Annotated in this window: 14 protein-coding genes; 6 read left to right on the top strand and 8 right to left on the bottom strand. The window is 72.0% G+C overall.

Going from position 1 to position 19,031, the window contains the following annotated elements:
* Positions 1 to 129 precede the first annotated feature (129 nt).
* Entirely contained in the window at positions 130 to 2,124 is a 1,995-nt protein-coding gene (locus ACIHCL_RS06325; protein WP_399857504.1) for a CocE/NonD family hydrolase, read from the bottom strand.
* 132 nt (positions 2,125 to 2,256) lie between these two features.
* Positions 2,257 to 3,756, bottom strand: coding sequence for a peptide MFS transporter (locus ACIHCL_RS06330; protein ID WP_399857507.1), 1,500 nt, complete (start codon positions 3,754 to 3,756; stop codon positions 2,257 to 2,259).
* 156 nt (positions 3,757 to 3,912) lie between these two features.
* Between ACIHCL_RS06330 and ACIHCL_RS06335 the strand changes: the two genes are divergently transcribed.
* A complete protein-coding gene (locus ACIHCL_RS06335) occupies positions 3,913 to 4,920 on the top strand; it encodes a polyprenyl synthetase family protein (RefSeq protein WP_399857509.1) in 1,008 nt (335 codons plus the stop codon).
* A gap of 555 nt (positions 4,921 to 5,475) precedes the next feature.
* On the opposite strand, the gene ACIHCL_RS06340 is transcribed toward ACIHCL_RS06335, so the two are convergent.
* From ACIHCL_RS06340 to ACIHCL_RS06360, 5 genes are all read right to left on the bottom strand, one after another.
* Positions 5,476 to 6,720: an NAD(P)/FAD-dependent oxidoreductase gene (locus tag ACIHCL_RS06340; RefSeq protein WP_399857512.1), complete on the bottom strand. Its 1,245-nt coding sequence runs from the start codon at positions 6,718 to 6,720 to the stop codon at positions 5,476 to 5,478.
* Positions 6,720 to 8,165, bottom strand: coding sequence for an NAD(P)/FAD-dependent oxidoreductase (locus ACIHCL_RS06345; RefSeq protein WP_399857515.1), 1,446 nt, complete (start codon positions 8,163 to 8,165; stop codon positions 6,720 to 6,722). Before ACIHCL_RS06345 ends, ACIHCL_RS06340 begins: the two co-directional genes overlap by 1 nt.
* Positions 8,162 to 9,595, bottom strand: a complete 1,434-nt coding sequence (locus tag ACIHCL_RS06350; RefSeq protein WP_399857518.1) for an FGGY family carbohydrate kinase — start codon at positions 9,593 to 9,595, stop codon at positions 8,162 to 8,164. The genes ACIHCL_RS06345 and ACIHCL_RS06350 overlap by 4 nt, the downstream gene beginning before the upstream one ends.
* Positions 9,592 to 11,142 (bottom strand): APC family permease, encoded by a 1,551-nt coding sequence (locus ACIHCL_RS06355; protein WP_399857521.1) that lies wholly within the window; start codon positions 11,140 to 11,142, stop codon positions 9,592 to 9,594. Before ACIHCL_RS06355 ends, ACIHCL_RS06350 begins: the two co-directional genes overlap by 4 nt.
* Positions 11,143 to 11,264: 122 nt before the next feature.
* Positions 11,265 to 12,047, bottom strand: coding sequence for a DeoR/GlpR family DNA-binding transcription regulator (locus ACIHCL_RS06360; RefSeq protein WP_399857522.1), 783 nt, complete (start codon positions 12,045 to 12,047; stop codon positions 11,265 to 11,267).
* 419 nt (positions 12,048 to 12,466) lie between these two features.
* Here ACIHCL_RS06360 and ACIHCL_RS06365 point away from each other — a divergent pair, with 419 nt between their 5' ends.
* From ACIHCL_RS06365 to ACIHCL_RS06380, 4 genes are all read left to right on the top strand, one after another.
* Positions 12,467 to 13,747 carry an outer membrane lipoprotein carrier protein LolA gene (locus ACIHCL_RS06365; protein ID WP_399857525.1) on the top strand — a complete coding sequence of 427 codons (1,281 nt, stop codon included), beginning with the start codon at positions 12,467 to 12,469 and terminating at the stop codon, positions 13,745 to 13,747.
* A gap of 150 nt (positions 13,748 to 13,897) precedes the next feature.
* Complete coding sequence (locus ACIHCL_RS06370; protein ID WP_399857527.1) at positions 13,898 to 14,863, top strand: ATP-binding cassette domain-containing protein; 966 nt, start codon at positions 13,898 to 13,900, stop codon at positions 14,861 to 14,863.
* Complete coding sequence (locus tag ACIHCL_RS06375; RefSeq protein WP_399857530.1) at positions 14,850 to 15,851, top strand: ABC transporter permease; 1,002 nt, start codon at positions 14,850 to 14,852, stop codon at positions 15,849 to 15,851. The genes ACIHCL_RS06370 and ACIHCL_RS06375 overlap by 14 nt, the downstream gene beginning before the upstream one ends.
* A gap of 223 nt (positions 15,852 to 16,074) precedes the next feature.
* Complete coding sequence (locus ACIHCL_RS06380) at positions 16,075 to 16,764, top strand: TetR/AcrR family transcriptional regulator (RefSeq protein ID WP_399857532.1); 690 nt, start codon at positions 16,075 to 16,077, stop codon at positions 16,762 to 16,764.
* A 79-nt stretch (positions 16,765 to 16,843) separates the two neighbouring features.
* Here the strand turns inward: ACIHCL_RS06380 and ACIHCL_RS06385 are convergent, their stop codons facing one another.
* On the bottom strand, positions 16,844 to 17,656 hold the full coding sequence (locus tag ACIHCL_RS06385; RefSeq protein ID WP_399857534.1) for an HAD family hydrolase: 813 nt from the start codon (positions 17,654 to 17,656) through the stop codon (positions 16,844 to 16,846).
* Positions 17,657 to 18,027: 371 nt separating this feature from the next.
* On the opposite strand from ACIHCL_RS06385, the gene ACIHCL_RS06390 reads away from it, so the two are divergent.
* On the top strand, positions 18,028 to 19,026 hold the full coding sequence (locus ACIHCL_RS06390) for a nitroreductase/quinone reductase family protein (RefSeq protein WP_399857536.1): 999 nt from the start codon (positions 18,028 to 18,030) through the stop codon (positions 19,024 to 19,026).
* Positions 19,027 to 19,031: the final 5 nt, after the last annotated feature.

The following is a 19,031-nucleotide window of genomic DNA, read 5'->3' on the forward strand; positions in this document are numbered from 1 at the left end:
GGGGGGCTGGGTTTTTCCCGGGATCGACGGGGCTGGGGGGGGGGCGGGTGCTGCCGGGACCGGTGGGTGGGGAGGCGGGGGGGGCGCCCCCCCGCCCGGCCGCGCGCCCGGCCCGAGCGGGCCTCGCGCTCAGCCGGCCGTGCGCGGGATCCGCTTCTCCCAGGTGCGGTGGAAGACGACCTCGCCGCCGTCGCGGCACACCACCTCGTCGGACGTGATGAAGTCGGTGGCGTCCGCGCTGATCTCGGAGCGGGTCTCGATCCGGACGTCCCATGCCATCTCCGGCCGGTGCAGCCGGATCGACCAGTCGGAACGGGTGCGCGCCGAGAGCGGGTCGTCCTCCTGGACGGTGTACGTCTCCAGCGCGTCCTCGGTGAATTCGAGGCCGTCCGGGTAGACGCGGGTGCCGCCGTAGCGCGGGTCCACCTCCAGTCGCCACTCGCCCGTGGCGACGTCGCGGATCACCAGGCGCTCGGGGCGCTGCCCGTCGAGCTGCACCGGCTGGACGACGCCGAGCGGCGGGGCCTGCTCCGGCTCCTCGAACCGGATCTCCGGGTCCTCGGTGTGGGCGCGCACCGGCAGTTCGAGGAAGCTGCCGTCGGCGTCGAGGGTGAAGCCCACCGACCCCGGCTGCGGCCAGATCCAGGGCCAGTAAGCGGACGAGACCGCGAGCCTGATCCGGTGGCCGGGCGGGAAGGTGTGCCCGATGCCGTTCAGTTCGAAGCTCACCTCCTCGGTGGCGCCGACCGGCCAGTCCACCGCGCGGTCGCGGCCGTGCCGGGCGGAGAGGTTGAGAGCGCCGCGGGTGACCAGGGTGGAGGAGCCGTCCGGCGCCACGTCGCAGAGCCGGGCGATCGCCTGTCCTCGCGGCGCGTCCATGCGCAGGCGGAGCTTCACCCGTGGCCGGCCCAGGATCTCGATCGGGACGTTCTCGACCGGGAACTCGAAGCACACCGACTTGGCGTCCTCGTCGCGCTGGTCCGGCGGCAGGTCGGCGTCGTTGCCGAACGGGAAGAACCGGCCCGCGTCCAGCCCGGTGTGCTGCGGCGAGTCGACGGTCTGCGGTCCGCCCCGGAAGGCGTATGCGACGGTCGACACGTTCGGGGACGGCCAGACGGTGTCGCCGACCCAGCGGCCGGGCAGCGTCTCGTATGTCGTGGCGGGCCGGTGCGACTCGCTGATCCAGGACCGCAGCAGCGGCTCCGCCATGACGCCGGTGTCCTCGCCCTTCAGATGCTGGTCCCACCAGCGCAGCGTCTCCTGGAGGAAGCCGATCGCCGGCCCGGGCGGCAGGCCCCGGTCCGGGTACTGGTGCGACCAGGGGCCGATCAGCCCGCGCACCCGGTCCTGCGGCAGGTGCTCGACCAGCCGCAGAACGGTGTCGCGGTACGGATCGTGCCAGCCGCCCACCGCGAGGACGGGGGCCTGGATCGCGGAGTAGTCCTCGCAGACGCTGCCGTGCCGCCAGTAGTCGTCGCGGGTCTGGTGCGCCAGCCAGGTGTGGATGAATGGCTCGACGCCCTCCAGCCGCCTCAGCCACATGTCCTTCCAGCCCTCGCCGGCCTGCGTCGGGTCCGGGGGCCGACAGACGAAGGCCAGCATGGTGGCCGCCCAGGCGTGCATGTCGACGCCGACGACCGAGCCGCCCATGTAGTGGACGTCGTTGTCGTAGCGGTCGTCGGTCGAGCAGACGGTGACGATCGCCTTCAGCGGCTCGGGGGCCAGCGCGGCGATCTGGAGCGAGTTGAACCCGCCCCAGGAGATGCCGAACATGCCGACCCGGCCGGAGCACCACTCCTGCCCGGCCAACCAGTTGATGACGGCGACGCCGTCGGCCAGTTCCGTGGCGTCGTACTCGTCGCCCGGCATCCCCTCGCTGTTGCCGTGGCCGCGCACGTCGACCCGGACGGAGGCGTAGCCGTGGCCCGCGTACCAGGGATGGCGCTGCCAGTCGCGCGGGGCCGTCCAGTCGCCCAGCCGGTACGGCAGGTATTCGAGGAGCGCGGGGACCGGCTCGTCGGTGACCGGCCGCCAGATACGGGCGTAGAGGCGGGTGCCGTCCGGCAGCGGGATGCGGACGTCCTCATGGGTGGTTTCGTACGGGAACGTGGTGCGGATGTGCATGGCGATACCTCGGTCGACGGGGCGCGTGTGCGTCGGTGGACGGGGTGCGCGCGGTGTGCGTCGGTGGGTGGGACGCGGACGGGCGCCGCTGGACGGAGCGCGTGCGGCGGGCCGGCGCATGGGGCGCGGTGGTCAGTGGACGGGGTGCATGGTGCGCCTGAGCCAGGGTGCGGCGGCGATGACGGCCGCACCGGCCACCACTGCGATCGCGCCGTTGACCCCGAAGTAGGCGGGCGTGGAGACCTCGCCGTACAACTTCACGACCTGCGCCTGGATGCCGTTGGCGAGGGCCAGCGAGAGGAACCAGAGCGCCATCGTCTGGCCGGAGAAGGCCTTGGGCGCGAGTTTGGTGGTCGCGGACATGCCGGAGGTCTCCAGCAGGATGTCGCCGAGCCCGAGCAGCAGGTACGAGCCGACGATCCACCAGGCGGCCATCCGGTACGTGTCGCCGGAGTGCCCGGACGTCGGCAGCACCATCAGCAGGAACGACAGCCCGCCGAGGACCACCCCGATCGCGATCTTGTTGGAGGCGTGCGGCTGGCGCGGGCCCATCCGGGCCCAGACGGCGGCGACCACCGGGGCGAGCGCCACCTCGAAGGCCCCGAGGGCCGAGGCGTACCAGCCGGCCGGGAAGTGGAAGCCGAGAATCTCGGTACGGGCGTTGGTCGACGCGAGCAGCATCATCGTCGAGTACGCCTGGAAGAGGATGAAGTTGAAGACGACGGAGGACAGGAACAGCACCACGTACGGGCGCAGCCTGCCGCGTTCCTCGGCGGTGACCCGCGGGCTGCGGAACATCACCACGAAGTACACGACCGGGGCGATCACCGACATGAGGGTGAGGACGTCCACGAACCGGCCCATGGTGAGCCAGCCCGTCAGGGCCAGCGCGGTGGCGAGGACGGCGACCGCGACGGCACCGGCCACGATGAACCGCACGGCACGCCGCATGGACTGCGGCGGCAGCGCGAATTCGGCGCCGTGCCTTCGGCCGATCAGGTGACGGCGGCCCAGTACGTACTGGATCAGGCCGAGGGTCATGCCGAGAGCGGCGGCCGAGAAACCCCAGTGCCAGCTCGCGTGGTCGCCGAGCCAGCCGGTGACCAGCGGGCCGAGGAACGCGCCGATGTTGATGCCCATGTAGTACAGGGCGAATCCAGCGTCGCGGCGCTCGTCGTCGGTGCGGTACAGCTTGCCGACCATGGACGCCACATTGGGCTTGAGCAGACCCGTTCCGGCGCTGATCAGACCGAGGCCGGTCCACGTCATGGCGTCCGTGGGCACCGCCATGGCGTAGTGGCCGCAGGCGATGAGGATTCCGCCGTAGAGGACGGCACGGTACGAGCCGAGTATCCGGTCGGCAAGCCAGCCGCCGGCCACGGAGACCAGGTAGACCAGGGTGCCGTAGGCAGCCGAGACGGACGCCGCGGTGCCCGCCTCCATGCCCATGCCACCCCGGGCCACGGTGTCCGCGAAGTACAGGACCAGGATCGCCTGCATGCCCAGGAACGAGAACCGCTCCCAGACCTCCAGGCCGGAGAGCGTCATCAGCCCCCGTGGCTGGCCGAAAAAGCTGTGGTCGTCGCCGGTGTGCGGCTGTGTGGGTTCGGTATCGGTGGGCGTGTGGGACAAAGGGAATACTCCTGATCGTACGAGCTGATCCCGAACATACCGGCGGTGGCGGGAAGGCGCCCACGGCGATCCACAGGGGACCGGATACGCTGACTTGAGTGATGACAGCGACACATCGGCATTCCGTGTGATCGGCAGCAGACAGGAGATCCCCTCGTGACCGTCGTCGGGCCGTTCGGACTGAGCGTGCGGGACCGCGCTCTCGAGGCTGATGTCCAGGCCGGATTGGCCGCTGTCGAGTCCGGGCTGCTCGAAACCACCAAGAGCGGTGTGCCCTTCATCACGGAGGCCGCACAGCATCTGGTACGCGCCGGGGGCAAGCGTTTCCGGCCACTGCTGGCCATGCTCGCCGCCCAGTTCGGCGACCCGCACGCGCCGGGCGTGGTGCCCGCGGCCGTCGTCGTGGAGCTGACCCACCTCGCGACGCTCTACCACGACGACGTGATGGACGAGGCGGAGGTGCGGCGCGGCGTCGACAGCGCCAATTCCCGCTGGGGCAATTCGGTGGCCGTCCTGACCGGCGACTTCCTCTTCTCCCGTGCCTCGCACATACTGGCCGACCTCGGCCCGGAGGCCGTACGCATCCAGGCGGAGGCGTTCGAGCGGCTGGTGACCGGCCAGATCCTGGAGACCGCGGGCCCCGACGGCCGCGACCCGGTGGAGCACTACCTGGACGTGTTGCGCGGCAAGACGGGCTCGCTGATCGCCGTGGCCTGCCGGTTCGGGGCGCTGATGGCCGGGGCGGACGAGTCGGCCGTCGACATCCTCACCCAGTACGGGGAGCGGCTCGGCGTAGCCTTCCAACTCGCGGACGATGTGCTCGACATCGCCTCCGACTCCCATGAGTCCGGCAAGACCCCCGGCATCGACCTGCGCGAGGGCATCCCCACCCTGCCGGTGCTCCATCTGCGGGCCCGCGCGGAGGCCGAGGGCCGGCCCGAGGACCTGGAGCTGGTCGCCCTCCTCGACGGCGGCCTCGCCGACGACGCCCGGCACGCCGAGGCGCTGCGCCTGCTGCGCGCCCATCCGGCGCTGGAGCAGGCCCGGCGGGACACCGTGCGGTACGCGGAGGAGGCGCGTCGGACGCTGGCCCCGCTGCCGGACGGCTATGCGAAGGCCGCGCTGGCGGAGATGTGCGACGCGGTGGTGCACCGCGCGGGCTGAGCCCGCGGGCGGGCGCCCTTTCCCGGGCGTGCGTTCTTCGCGGTGAGCCGTCGGGCAGGGGCACCGGGGCCGGACGCGTCGTTCACCGCTGCCGTGCGGTCCTGATGCGCTTCGGCCGTCGCGGACCGGGCCGGACGCGCCTTCCTCCGTCCCCGGACAGAGGTCCGACACGTCTTCCGCCGCACCGGACCGGGAGCTGTGGGCTTCGTCCGGCCGAGGCTCCACGCAGGCGGCTCCGGCCGAGGCTCCACGGCGGCGGCTCCGGCCGAGGTGACCGCCCGCGGGGGGATACCTCCGGCCGTCTGCCAGGGGCGCGTGGCCCGGAACGGGCATTCGCCCCTTCACGCGCGGCGCCCTTCCGTGTCCCGGGCGCGTGTGTTCCCGGAGCGGGCATGCCCGTGCCCGTCTGCCGGTCCGGGCCGCCGTCGTGTCGCGCCGGACGCGTCCGTTCCCGTTCGCCGGCCACCCGCAGGCGCGGCGTGCGCCGGACGCAGCCGGCCCGCATCCGGGCACCTACCCGGATGCGGGCCGCTCGTCCAGCGCAGGCCGGTCGCCTCAGCGCAGGCCGATGGTGACCGGGCCGCCCTGGGCGCTGAGTCCCTTCATCACCGACCACGGCACGCGGAAGACGCGGCCGGGGGCGGCGGGCCAGGGGAGGGTCCGCTCCGAGAGGATCCGGCCGTTCTGCCGGACGACGACGCGCGGGAACCGTACGGACCGGTCCGTCCAGAGCAGCAGGCGCCCGCGCGGGGGAGCCGGGTCGCCCGGGCGCACCAGCCCCGGTGCCACCCAGCGCAGGGGAGCCTCGGCGAGGAGGCGCACGCCCGGCGCCGGCTCGTCGGCCCCGGTCAGCCATGCCTCCACCTGGTCCGCGACGTGCAGGCCGTCGAGGGCCGCGACATCGGCGGTGTCGACCGGGTGGAGGAGGTTCCCGGCAGCGAAGACACCGGGGCGGCTGGTCCGCAGGGCCGTGTCGGTCAGCGGGCCGAGCGTTCCCGGGTCCAGGTCGATTCCGCCGCTGCGGACGAGTTCGTGGTCGGGGATCCAGTCCCCGGTGAAGACGACGGTGTCGCAGGCGACGGTGCGCCGGGCACGGGTGTCGAGGTTCTCGATCTCGACGGCCTCGATCCGGCCCTTGCCGATGACGCGGGTGACCCGGCTGCGGTTGGCGACGGGGACGCGCAGCAGGGCGCGGCCGGCGGCGTTGAAGGCCGCGTACGACTCCGCCCGGGGGTACTGGCTGACCATCAGCTCGGTGGCGCAGCCCGCCTCGCGCAGGGTGACGGCGGCGGACCAGCTGACGAGCTCCCCGCCGACGATGACGGCCCGGCGGCCGACCTCGCTGTGGTGCAGGTGGACGGCGTTCTGCAACTGTCCGGTGGTGTAGACGCCCTGTGGCCGGTCACCGGGGATGCGGCGGGCCGCGCGCGGCCGTTCGCGTGCGCCGGTGGCGAGTACGACGGCCTTGGCCTCCACGCGCATCCGCCCCTGCGGACCGGTGACCTCCACGGCCCGGTCGCCGGCCCAGTGGGTGACCGTCGTCTCCGTGCGGATGGTGGCCCCGGCGGCGGTGGCCTGCTCGACGAGGTGGCGTGCGTAGTTCGGTCCGGTCATGACCCGGCGCAGGTCCCGCAGGCCGTATCCGGTGTGGTCGCTGTGGCGGGGGATGCCGCCGGCGTCCTGCTCCCGGTCGAGCACCAGGACCTCGCCGCGGATGCGGGGTGCGAGGGCGGCGGCGGCAGTGAGTCCGGCGGGGCCGCCCCCGATGATCAGGACGTCCGGTGTGAGGGTGGTGGTCATCAGGAGTTCACCTCGGGCCGGGCCGGCGCGGTGGCGCCGCGGTTGCCGCAGCCGTTGTCGTTCAGGAGTCGGTTGACGGCCGCGCCGCAGAAGAAGCCCTGGCAGCGGCCGTTCATCGCCCGGGTGCGGCGGCGCAGGCCCTCCAGGTTGCGTGCGGGCAGCGGCGACTGGAAGGCGTCCCGGATCTCTCCGGAGGTGACGCGCTCGCAGAAGCAGACGATCCTGCCGTATTCGGGATCCGCGGCGATGCGGTCGGCGTCCTGGTAGGGACGTACGGTCGCCTCGCCGATGTTGGCCATCCGCGGAGGGGCGGGCAGATCGGGGCGCGGGGCGAGGACGAGCCCGGCTTCTTCGAGCACCCCGTGGACATGCTCGGCGATGGCCAGGCCGGACGTCAGACCGGTCGAGCGGATGCCGCCGACGAGGAGGTAGCGCTGCGAGGGGCTCGGTTCGATGAGGTAGTCCCCGTGATCGATGGCGGCCCGCAGCCCCGCGTAGGAGGCGGTCACCTCCTCGGCGAGGAGCCGGGGCATGAGGCGCTCGCCCTTCTCCAGCAGGAAGGCGAAACCGTCCTCGGACGTTCCGGTCGCGGTGCGGTCGGTCAGGTCCTCCGAGGTGGGGCCCAGCATCACGTTGCCGTAGATGGTGGGGGAGATGAGCACCCCCTTGCCGCGGGACGTGGGCACCGGCAGGACGATCTTGTCGGCCAGCGGGCGGGCGAGCTTGTCGAAGACGAACAGCTCACCGCGGCGCGGGGTGACGGTGAACCGCTCGTGTCCGAAGAGCCGGTCGACGCGGTCGGCGCCGAGGCCCGCCGCGTTGACCACCCAGCGGGCGTGCACGGGGCCGCCGGTGGTGGTCAGCGTGGTGGAAGCGGTGCCCACCGACACCGCGGTGACGGCGTGGTTGAGCAGGACCTCGGCGCCGCGCAGCCGGGCCTCGGTGGCCAGGGCCAGGTTGGTGGTCCAGGTGCAGATGATCGACTCGTCGGGGACGGTGAGCCCGCCGAGCGCCCCCTCGCCGAGCGCGGGGATCAGCTCGTAGACCTCGTCGGCACCGACGATCCGGCACCGGTCGTAGCCGTTCTGCTCCGCCTTCTCCTTGAGGCCGGGCAGGGCGGCCAGCTCCTCGTCGTTCCATGCGACGAGGACCGCGCCCGTGTGCTCGACCGGGATGCCGGTCGAGCGCGCGTACTCCGACAGCAGGTGGTATCCGCGCTTGACGAGTCTCGACTCCAGCGTTCCCGGTTTGGCGTCGAATCCCGTGTGCAGGATCGCGGTGTTCGCCTTGCTGGTGCCGTCGCCGACGTCGTCGCGCGCCTCGACGAGCGCGACCGACAGCTGGTGGCCGGACAGGTCGCGGGCGATCGCCGAGCCGACGATGCCGGCGCCGATGACGACGACGTCGTAGACATGCTCCGGCTCGTGCGGTGTGGTGTCGGTCATCCGAGTTCTCCCTTGCGGGCGGTGGCCTCGGCCGCCGCCGCCCATGTACTGCGGTAGTGCGCGGCCCGGTCGGCCGACCAGACCGGTTCGTAGACGGTGACCGGGTTCCAGTCACCGACGGCTTCCGCCAGGTCCATGCCCGGGTTGAGGGCCAGCCTGGCCAGTGCGGCCGCGCCGAGCGGCGTGGCGTGCGAGGACGGATAGATGTCGATGGGTACCTGGGCCAGATCGGCCTGGGCCTGCATCAGGGTGCGGCTGCGGGTCAGTCCGCCGTCCGCGCGCAGCCGGCTGAGCGGCGTGCCGAGGTCGTCCTCGACCAGGCCGCACAGGGCGGCGACCTGGGCGGCGATGCCCTGCAACACGGCGAGGACGAGGTGTTCCTTTCCGGTGGACAGCGTCATTCCGGTGAACGTGGCGGTCGCGTCGGGGCGCCACCACGGCGCCGCGAGGCCCGCCAGGGCCGGCACGCAGAGGGTGCCGTCGCCCTCCTTCGCCGCCACCGTGTCCAGTTCGCTCGCGGACCCGATGAATCCCAGGTCACGGATCCAGCGGACGGCCGACGCCGCGGTGTACACCTGGCCGTCCACGCAGTACGGCGTCCGCGCCGCGGTCCGCCAGGCCACCGAGGAGGTGAGCCCGGCCCGTGAGCGCAGGGCGGTCTCGCCGGTGTTGGCCAGCAGGAACGCGCCCGTGCCGTAGGTGCACTTCGCGGTTCCCCGCTCCAGGCAGCCCTCGGCGAGCAGGGCCGCCTGCTGATCGACGACCAGGCCGGCGACCGGCACCTCGGGGCCGAAGGCACCAGTCGTGCCGATGATCTCGTCGCTGCCCACGATCCGCGGCAGCTCCTCGGTGCCCAGGCCGAAGAGATCGAGCAGTTCGGGATCCCAGGAGACCTGGTCGATGTCCAGGAGCAGGGACCGGCTCGCGGTCGAGGCGTCGGTGACGAACTCGCCGGTCAACCGGTGCACCAGCCAGGTGTCGGTGGTCGTCACCACCCCTTCGGTGGTGACGTTCCGCCGCAGCCAGGCCATCTTCGGCGCGGAGAAGTACGAGTCGAGCACGAGCCCGCTGCGCCGGGCCACCCGCGGGGCGTGCTCGGCCAGCTCGGCGCAGATCGTTTCCGCTCTGCGGTCCTGCCAGACGATCGCCGGGGACAGCGGGGTGCCGGTGCGCGGATCCCAGGCGAGCACGGTCTCGCCCTGGTTGGCCAGGGCGACCGCGTCCACGGGCCGGCCGGCGGCCGCGAGGGCCCGCCGTCCGGCCGTGAGGACCGAGTCGAGCAGTTCCTGCGGGTCCTGCTCGACGCCGCCGCCGGCGAGGTAGACCGGCCGCAGCTCCTCCTCGGCGATGGCGATGGTCTCGCCCCGCTCGTCGACCACGATCGCCTTCGTGCCGGAGGTGCCCTGGTCGATGGCCAGAATCGTGCTCATCGGTTGCTTTCCTCGGCGGTCGTGGGCGTGGTCCCCGGCGCGGAGGCGCCCGCCGTGACGTCGAGCGCCTCGTCGATGTTGATCATGTCGGGCATCGACATGCCGGACACACCGCGCCGGACCAGCAGGTAGACGAGGTAGGCGGCCCCGAGGGCGAAGAGGACCAGGACATAGAGCCAGGGGTCGCGGAACGACTGGTCGCGGAAGATGAGGAGCTCGTACACGAGCCACACGGAGGCCACCACGATGACCGGTATCTCCCAGCGTCCGAGGGAGAACCCCTGCGTGGGCGGCAGCGACTTCCGCTTGACGATGTACATGAGCACCGTGCCGGCGTAGATGATCGCGGGCAGCAGGGTGGCGGCGGAGAACAGCGAGAACAGGGCGTCGGTGGAGCTGGAGAAGCTGGCGAGGATCAGCTGCGCGATGACGAAGATGAACAGCGTGGCGTTCAGCGGGGTGCCGCGGGACGGGTTGACCTTGCGCAGCGCCTGCCAGCCGGGGAACCGCTCGTCGCGGGACATCGCCCACACCAGCCGGGTGCCGCTCATGGTGATGACCAGGCCGCAGGAGAAGATCGAGACCACGACGAGGACCAGCAGCGCCTTGCCGACCGCCGACCCGAGCACGGCGGTGATCACAGTCGCCACCGGGGTGTCGGACGCGGCGAGCTTCACGGGGTCGTCGATGAGGGCGGTGATCGCCACGAGGAACAGGAAGCCGAGCACACCGAGGGAGAGCACGGCCTGGGCCATGGCCTTGGGGATCACACGTGCCGGGTCCTTGGTCTCCTCGGCCAGGTTGGCCGCGGACTCGAACCCGACGATGGTGAAGGCGCCCAGGAGGAACGCGAGGGCGAACGGTCCCGCCTGGGTGGCGGTGCCCAGGCTGTAGTAGCCGACGTCCGCGGCCGGCGCGGCGCTGAACAGCGTGGAGAAGTCGAGCTTGCCGGTGAAGCCCCCGACGGCGAAGAGGAGCACGGTCAGCGAGATCATGCCGATGAGCTGCACGGTCACGGCGGCCTTGTTGACCCGGTGCGTCAGCTGGGTCGAGGCGGCCACGAGAATCGCCTGGAACAGGATGACCACGGCGGTGATCGCCCAGGCGTTCTGGACCGTCCCCTTGTACTGGAGCAGCTCCGGCAGGATCGTCGCGGCGACGGTGTAGTCCACCGCGACCACCACGACTCCGAGGAAGGAGAACGAGATCCAGCCCATGATCCAGCCCCAGACCGGGTTCACCAGTCGGGAGACCCACTGGTAGGCGTATCCGTTGATGGGGATGCGGGCGGCGAGCGCGCCGAAGACCAGCGCGACCGACAGCTGGCCGATGACGCTGATGGGCCAGGCGAAGATGCCGCGCGGGCCCGAGCTGTTCAGTACGGAGCCGTAGGTCGTGAAGATGCCCGTGGCGATCGAGACGAAGCCGAAGGCCATCGCGAAGGAGGCGTACCGGCTCAGCTCCCGGCGCATCTCCTGCTTGTAACCGGAGCCCGGTGTGGATGGTGCGTCGTCACCTTGTACGACGCCGGTGTTGGTCGTGGACATGGCAATACTCTCCTTTCAAAAACTACCGCGCGCTACTGGAAAACCGCCGTTCATCGCATCGGCGGGCCTCACGGGGAGACGCCACCGGGAAGACCGGGGAGGTCGAAGAGGGGCCGCGGCGCTCAGGACGGTCCGGCCGGGAGCACCACTGCCCCCGACTGCTCGATGGCCGAGGCCAGTGACGGTTCGGGGACCCCGTCGGTGATCAGGCCGGTGCAGTCACCGAATCCGCAGACCCGGTGCGGAGCCACCCGACCCAGTTTGCTCCCGTCGGCCAGCACATAGCTGAGCGCGCTGCGAGCCAGGATCGCGCGCTTCGTCGCGTTCTCCTCGAAGTAGAAGTCCGTCATTCCGGCGTCTTTGTCGACGCCACCGGAGCCGAGGAACGCCATGTCGGCGTAGAGGCCATGGAAGAACTCCACCGTCAGCGGGCCGGAGCAGACCAGGTCGCCGCCCCGGATCCGTCCGCCGGGGACCAGTACGTCGACATGGGGGCGATTGGACAACTCGGCCGCGACGAGCAGGGACGGGGTGGCCACCGTTCCCCGGAAGTCCGGAGCCAGGGCGCAGGCGACCTGCAGAGCCGTCGTACCGACGTCGATCACGACGGTCATGCCGGAGCGGACCAGATCCGCCGCGGCCCGCCCGATCGCCGCCTTGGCCTGCTGCTGCGAAGCGGACCGCTCAGTGAAGGATGCCTCTTCTCCGCTCGGACCGCGAACGACGGACAGCGAGGCCGCGCCGCCGCGCACCCGGATCAGGTGCCCCTGCTTCTCCATCTGCGCCAGATCCCGGCGCACGGTCTCGGCCGAGACGCGGAGCTGCTCCGCCAGGCTCTCGGTGCTGACCGTGCCGTTGCGCTCCACGAGGCCGGAGATGCGGCGGTGACGTTCGGCTGGGAGCATCCCGGTGACCTCGCTGACTGGTTTCGTGGGAAAGTGACTGAAGATGCCTGAAAGTGTGGATGCGTGACTGGGAAACGTCAAGAGTTGGTGTGAGATTCATCCGCCCGTCTCTCGCGCCGCCCTCGGTCGACGGGTCTGCGGCGCGGCTCCCGGCTCCGGCCGCCACGACGACAGGGCGGCCACCCGGACAGCGTGGCGGTGCTCCGGATCCGGAGCACCCCTACGGGGTGGCGGAGGTCCGGCCCGCCGGTGTCATCCCGAAGAGGTACGAGGAGTTGCTTCCACGGACTGACGCCTTCGCGCCGCCGATTTGGTCGGATGGGGTACATCCACTCCTGAGCGAATCGGTGAGAACGGCGGCGCGGAGTGGACGCGGCCATCCGGACGGAAGCCGCCGACCACGGAGGGACAGGGCACACATGGCACCGAACGACAGCACGGCGAGCGAGGGCGGGACCGGGGGCACCGCCGTCCGCCGCAGGGCGGCACGCTACATCGTCCCGGTCGCGGTGGCGGGGGTGGCGGCCGCGACGATCGGGCTCGTCCCGGCGCTCGCGAGCACCGGTGACCCCGATCTGCCGGAGATCACGGCCCAGCAGCTCATCGAGAAGATCGCCGCTTCGGACACCCAGCAGCTCTCCGGAACGGTGCGGATCAGCACGGACCTCGGCCTTCCGTCGCTCGGCGGCCTCGCCGGCTCCTTCAGCCAGGGCTCAGGCCCGGGCGAGGGCGGTTCGAGCGCCGACCCGAAGGCGAAGCTGACGGAGCTGGCGTCCGGCACACACACTCTGCGGATCGCCGCCGACGGCCCCGACCGGCAGCGGGTCTCCCTCCTGGAGGACGCGGCGGAGTACAGCCTGATCCGCAACGGCGACGAGGTCTGGGCGTACGACAGCGGCAGCAACCAGGCGTACCACGCCACGCAGAAGGGCGCCGCGGACAAGCACCGCGGGGCGGAGGAGCACGGCCGGCCGGCACCGCCGCCCGAGTCCGTGCCGACCACGCCGAAGGCGCTCGCCGAGCAGGTCCTGGAGGCGGCCGGCCCCACCACCTCGGTGACGGTCGACGGCACGGCGCGGATCGCCGGACGGGACGCGTACAAGCTGGTCGTCAAGCCGAAGCAGAGCGGTTCCACGGTCGGCTCGGTCACGGTCGCGGTCGACGCGGAGAACGGTGTGCCGCTGAAGTTCACGCTGCTGCCGAGCGGTGGCGGCAAGGCCGTCGTCGACGCCGGGTTCACCCGGGTCGACTTCACGAAGCCGGCCGCCTCCTCGTTCACGTTCACCCCGCCCAAGGGCACCGAGGTGACCGAGGCCGACGACGCCGAGGCGGGGCGGACGGCCGAGGGACCCCAGGGGCTCGGCATCCTCCCGGGCTTCGGGGCCGAGGGGCACGAGAAGGCCGAGGGACTCAAGGGCGTCGAGGAGCCGAAGGTCATCGGCGAGGGCTGGAACGCGGTCGCCGAGATCACCGTCCCCGGCGGCATCGGTCTTCCCTCGAAGGCGTCGGACGACGACGACGTACCGGCCGAGGCACGGCAGTTCCTGGACGCGCTGGGAGACCGGGTCAACGGGAAGTTCGGTACGGGCACGGTCTTCAAGACCCGCCTGATCAACGTGCTGATGACCGAGAACGGCAAGGTGTACATCGGCGCCGTCACGCCGGACACCCTGGTCAGGACGGCCGACCGCGCCTCCTGACGCGGCGGGCCCGGTGCGCCGGCCCGCCACCGCTCACCCGCCCCGTCGTACCCTCCGTACGGCGGGGCGGTCCGCCCGCACGTCAGGGCCCGTCCGGAGCCGGTCCGCCGGACCCGGCCGACCCGGCCGACCCGACCGAGGGGAGCACGCATGACACGGCCCGGAGAGGTGCCCGAGCCGGGCCCGGTCATCGAGACGCGGGGCCTCACCAAGCACTATGACGGCGGCAGGCCCGCCGTCGACGGCCTCGACCTCGCCGTCCCCGCGGGCAGCGTCTTCGGTTTCCTCGGCCCCAACGGCTCCGGCAAGACGACGACGATCCGCATGCTGATGGGCCTGATCGAGCCGACGTCGGGCACGGCCCGTGTGCTCGGCCGGGCCATGCCGGACGCGGCCCGTACGGTGCTCCCGCAGGTCGGGGCGCTGATCGAGGGGCCCGCGCTGTACGGCTTCCTGAGCGGCCGGGACAACCTGCTGCGCTACGACGCCGCCGACCCGACCGCCGATCCGCGCACCCGCCGGGCCCGGGTGGGACAGGCCCTGGACCGGGTCGGACTGGCCTCGGCGGCCGGGAAGAAGGCCAGGGCGTACTCGCTCGGCATGAAGCAGCGCCTCGGCCTCGCGGCCGCCCTGCTCCGGCCGCGCCGTCTGCTCGTCCTCGACGAGCCGACCAACGGGCTGGACCCGCAGGGCATGCGGGAGATCCGCACCCTGGTCCGGGAACTGGCGGCGGACGGCACCACCGTCTTCCTCTCCTCCCACCTCCTCGACGAGATCGAGCAGGTCTGCACCCATGCCGCGGTGATGGCCGGCGGCCGACTGGTCACACAGGGCCCGGTCGCGGAACTGGCGGCGGGCGCCCGGGGCCGACTGGCCGTCACCACCCCCGACCCGGACGAGGCCGCCCGCGTACTGAAGGAACGGGCCGTCACCGGTGTCACCGTCGACGGCGGTCGGGTGAGCGCCGACGCACCGCCGGGTGACGTCGAACTCGCGGACCTCAACGCGGCGCTGGTGCGCGCCGGCGTACGCGTACGGTCCTTCGGCGTCGAACGGGCGTCGCTGGAGGACGCCTTCGTGGCACTCACCGGAGAGGGATTCGATGTGGCGGGCTGAAGCCGGAGCCGAACGCACCGGGACGGGCGAGACCGGCGGGGCGAGCGAGGCCGCTGTGGCGGGCGGGAGCGCCGTGGCGGGGGCGACGGGCACGACGGGCGGGAGCGGCCGGGCGGAGGCGGTGAGCGGTGCTCGCGGGGTCCGTGGTCCGCTGTGGACCTTCGGGCTCCTCCGCTCGGAACTGACCACCACCTTCCGCAGGTGGCGCACCCTCGCCCTGCTCGGGGTGCTGGCCGCCGTGCCGGTGCTGATCGGGATCGCGGTGCGGATCGAGACGGGCCACGGTTCCTCGCCCGGTCCGGGTGGCGGGGCGGGAGGGCCCGCGTTCCTCTCCCAGGTCACCAACAACGGCATCTTCCTGGTCTTCGCGGCCCTCGCCGTGACGCTCCCGGTCTTCCTGCCGATGGCCGTCGGCGTCGTCGCGGGCGACTCGATCGCCGGTGAGGCGGGTGCGGGCACCCTGCGCTATCTGCTGGTCGCCCCGGCGGGTCGGACCCGCCTACTGCTGACGAAATACGCCTCCGTCCTCACGTTCTGCCTGGTCGCGACCCTGGTTGTGGCGCTTTCGGCGCTCGCCACGGGCGCCCTGCTCTTCCCCCTCGGCGATGTCACCACCATCTCCGGGACCAGGATCGGCTTCGGCGAGGGGTTGTTGAGGGCCGGTCTGATCGCGTTGGTGGTCGCGGTGTCGCTGACCGGTTTCGCGGCGGTCGGAGTGTTCGTCTCGACCCTCACCGGAAGCGGGATCGCGGCCATGGCCACGACCGTCGGGCTGCTGATCGCCGTGCAGATCGTGGACGCGATTCCGCAGTTGAGCGGCGTTCACCCGTATCTCTTCCCGCACTACTGGATGTCGTACGCCGATGTGCTGCGCACGCCCGTCTACTGGGACGAGTTGGTCAGGAACCTGGGTCTTCAGGGCTTGTACGCGCTGGTGTTCGGCTCGGCGGCCTGGGCCCGTTTCACGACGAAGGACATCACGTCCTGACGCGGCGGTGTGCCGACCGCGGGTCAAGGGGTACGGACCTCACCTCCGCACCGTCGGCCCGGCGAGCCGTCCCCCGATCGGCTCGTCGCGGCGCGAACGGTGCGAACGGTGCGAACAGCGGGAACGATGCGACACGGCACGTTCCGTTTCCGCCTCAGCATTGTTCGACTTGTGGCGACGGGCTGTCAACAAGGATCGGCGCAGGCGCACCTATGCTCACGGAATGATCACATCGCCGAGTTCACTGCGCCGTAGCGAGAGATCACGACGGGCGATCCTGGAAGCCGCGCTCGAACTGTGCACGGAGAAGGGATACGGCCGGGTCACCATCGAGGCGATCGCGGCGAGAGCGGGTGTCAGCAAGAAGACGATCTACCGGTGGTGGCCCGCGAAGAGCGCGGTGATCCTGGAGGCGTTCACGGACGACCTGGTCGGCACCACACCGTTCGCCGACACCGGGGACATCGCCGCCGATCTGCGGGCGAACCTGATGGGTGCGGTGCGGCTGCTGTCCACGCCGCCCTACGGCCCCGCGTACGCCGGGATTCTCTCCGAGGTCCATCACGACGACGCCCTGGCGGAGACGGTCAGGAGGAAACTGGTCGACCCGCGCTTCGAGGAGGCGGTCGCCCGCCTGCGCCGTGCCCAGGAGCAGGGCCAGATCCCCGTGGGCGCCGATCTGCCGCTGGCGGTGGAGATGCTGTACGGGCCGGTGTACTACCGCCATGTGCTGCGCAAGCCGGTGCCGGACGAGCGGACGATCGCGGCCCTGGTCGCGCAGGTGCTGCGGGCCCTGGGGACGCGGGAGGCGCGGGAGGTACCGATGGCGCCGGTCATGCCGAGGGTGCCCGAGGCGCGCGGAGCCGGCGGCCAGGGCGTGACGAACGGGCGGGCGGATCGCGTGATCCGGTAGGCGGCGGGCGGCACTGGGCGGCGGTGCGACACCGGGCGGCGGGAGTCGGGTACGGCCGGGTCCGGTGCCGCGCGGTCCGTCAGGTCCGGCCGAACACCCGCTCAAGCACCTCGGCGACCCCGTCGTCCTCGTTCGACGACGTCACCTCGTCCGCCGCCGCCCGCAGGTCCGGGTGGGCGTCGGCCATGGCGACGCCGTGACCGGCCTTGCGGAACATGGGCAGGTCGTTGGGCATGTCCCCGAAGGCGATCGCGGTCCGGGCGTCCACGCCCAGGTACTCCGCGGCCAGCGCGAGCCCGCTTCCCTTGTCGACCCCGCACGGCTGGAGTTCGACCGTGCCGGGTCCGGAGTGGGTGACGGAGGCGAGCCCGTCGACGGCCGAACGGGCCGCGTCGGCCAGTGCGTCGTCCGTGAGCTCCGGATGCCGGATCAGCACCTTGATGATGGGCTTGGACCACAACTCTGACCGGCGCAGGGTGCGTTGGGCCGGAAGGGCCGGATGCGGCATCACATAGCCGGGTTCGATCAGGGTCCGTCCGTCGGCGCCGTCCTGGTCCACGGCCGCGAACACCGGTCCCACCTGGGCCTCGATCTTGCCCAGCGCCGCGTCGGCGGCGTCCCGGTCCAGGGTGATGGTGCGTATCATCCGCTCCGCCCCGGCGTCGTACAGTTGGGCCCCTTGCCCGCAGACCACCGGTCCCCGGTAGCCCAGCCCGGTGAGGAGCCGCCGCACGCCGGGCACGGGCCGCCCGGTGACCACGAGGTGCCGCGCCCCGGCACGGGCCGCCAGGGCGAGCGCGGCCCGCGTGCGGGGGCTCACGGTGTCGTCGCGGCGCAGCAGTGTGCCGTCCAGGTCCGTGGCGACGAGGCGGTGGGCGGGTGGGATGGGCATGCTCCGGACTCCGTTCTCCGATGCCCCGCCCCGGGACCGGCCGGGCGGGGAGCGCGTTGACAGGCGGTGGCTGACTGCGTGTAATGAAACCGGTGTCGCGTGGCGTCGGCCAAAGAGCAGTGGGCCGGCCGACGATCGGGCGAACACCCTTCACCCAGGGGTTCCGTCATGAGTCTCTACTCCGTGACCTCCTTCTGACGCGGCGCGGCTGCGGCGCGGCGTCCTTCGCCCTGCGGTGCCCCGGTGCCTCTCCGGGTCTTGCCGACGCGATGTGAACCGCGCCCATCACGTTCATCCGCTTCCGCGTCCATCCGCTCCCGCGGCCACCGCGCCGCGGCTTCATTTCGCATCTCCGGAGAGACAGAACACGCATGCCCACGTCTTTCGACCAGTCCGTCATCGATGAGTTCCGCGCCAACGAGGGAAAGGTCGGTGGCCCCTTCGAGGGTGCCGACCTGCTCCTGCTGACGACCACCGGCGCCAGGTCGGGGAAGGAGACCACGGCCCCGCTCGGCTACGTGCGCCACGATGGCGCGCTGCTGGTCGTCGGTTCCAACCTGGGCGCCCCCTCGCATCCCGCCTGGTACCACAACCTGCTCGCCCACCCCTTGGTACGGGTCGAGCTCGGTACGCGTACGTTCCAGGCCCTCGCGGTCCCCGCAGAAGGGGCGCGGCGCGACGCGTTGTTCGCGCAGGTGGTGCGCGTGGCGCCCGGATACGGCGACTACCAGGCCCGTACCGCCCGGACCCTGCCGGTCGTGGTCCTGGAGCCCGCCGATGCCGAGGACACAGAGGAGTCCGCCGGGGCCGACACCCTCGCCGCCAAGCTCATGGAGGTCCACACGTGGCTGCGGGGCCAGTTGCGCCAGGTGAGGGCCGAGGCCGACGCACACTTCGCCGCACGGGCGGCCCATCAGGGCCCCGGTGAACCGCCGGCCCCGGGCCTGGGGCTCCAGATCCGGCAGCGCTGTCTCGCGTTCTGCCAGTCCCTGCGGTTCCATCACACCAGCGAGGACGCACACCTGTTCCCCGCGATGGCCCGCAGGCACCCGCACTTGGCCGACACCTTCGCCCGGCTGACCGAGGAGCACCGCGCGATCGCGCTCGTCCAGGACGAGTTGGTGGCGCTGCTCGCCGGGATCGGCATCGCCGATCCCGCGCGATTCCGTGCGGAGTTGGACAGGATGTCCGTGGAACTGAACGCGCATCTGGACGACGAGGAGGAGCGGCTCCTGCCCTTGCTGGCCGAGGTTCCCTGGCCTCCGCCCGCTCCGGCATCCGCGGCTCCCCCGACCGGGCCGGGCCGGAAGACCGAACCGGCCGGCCCGGCGGAGCCTTCCGCGCCCTTCGGACCACAGGCCAATGGCTGAGCTGA

Origin of the sequence: Streptomyces sp. NPDC052042 (assembly GCF_044548345.1) — a bacterium.
Classification (GTDB): domain Bacteria; phylum Actinomycetota; class Actinomycetes; order Streptomycetales; family Streptomycetaceae; genus Streptomyces.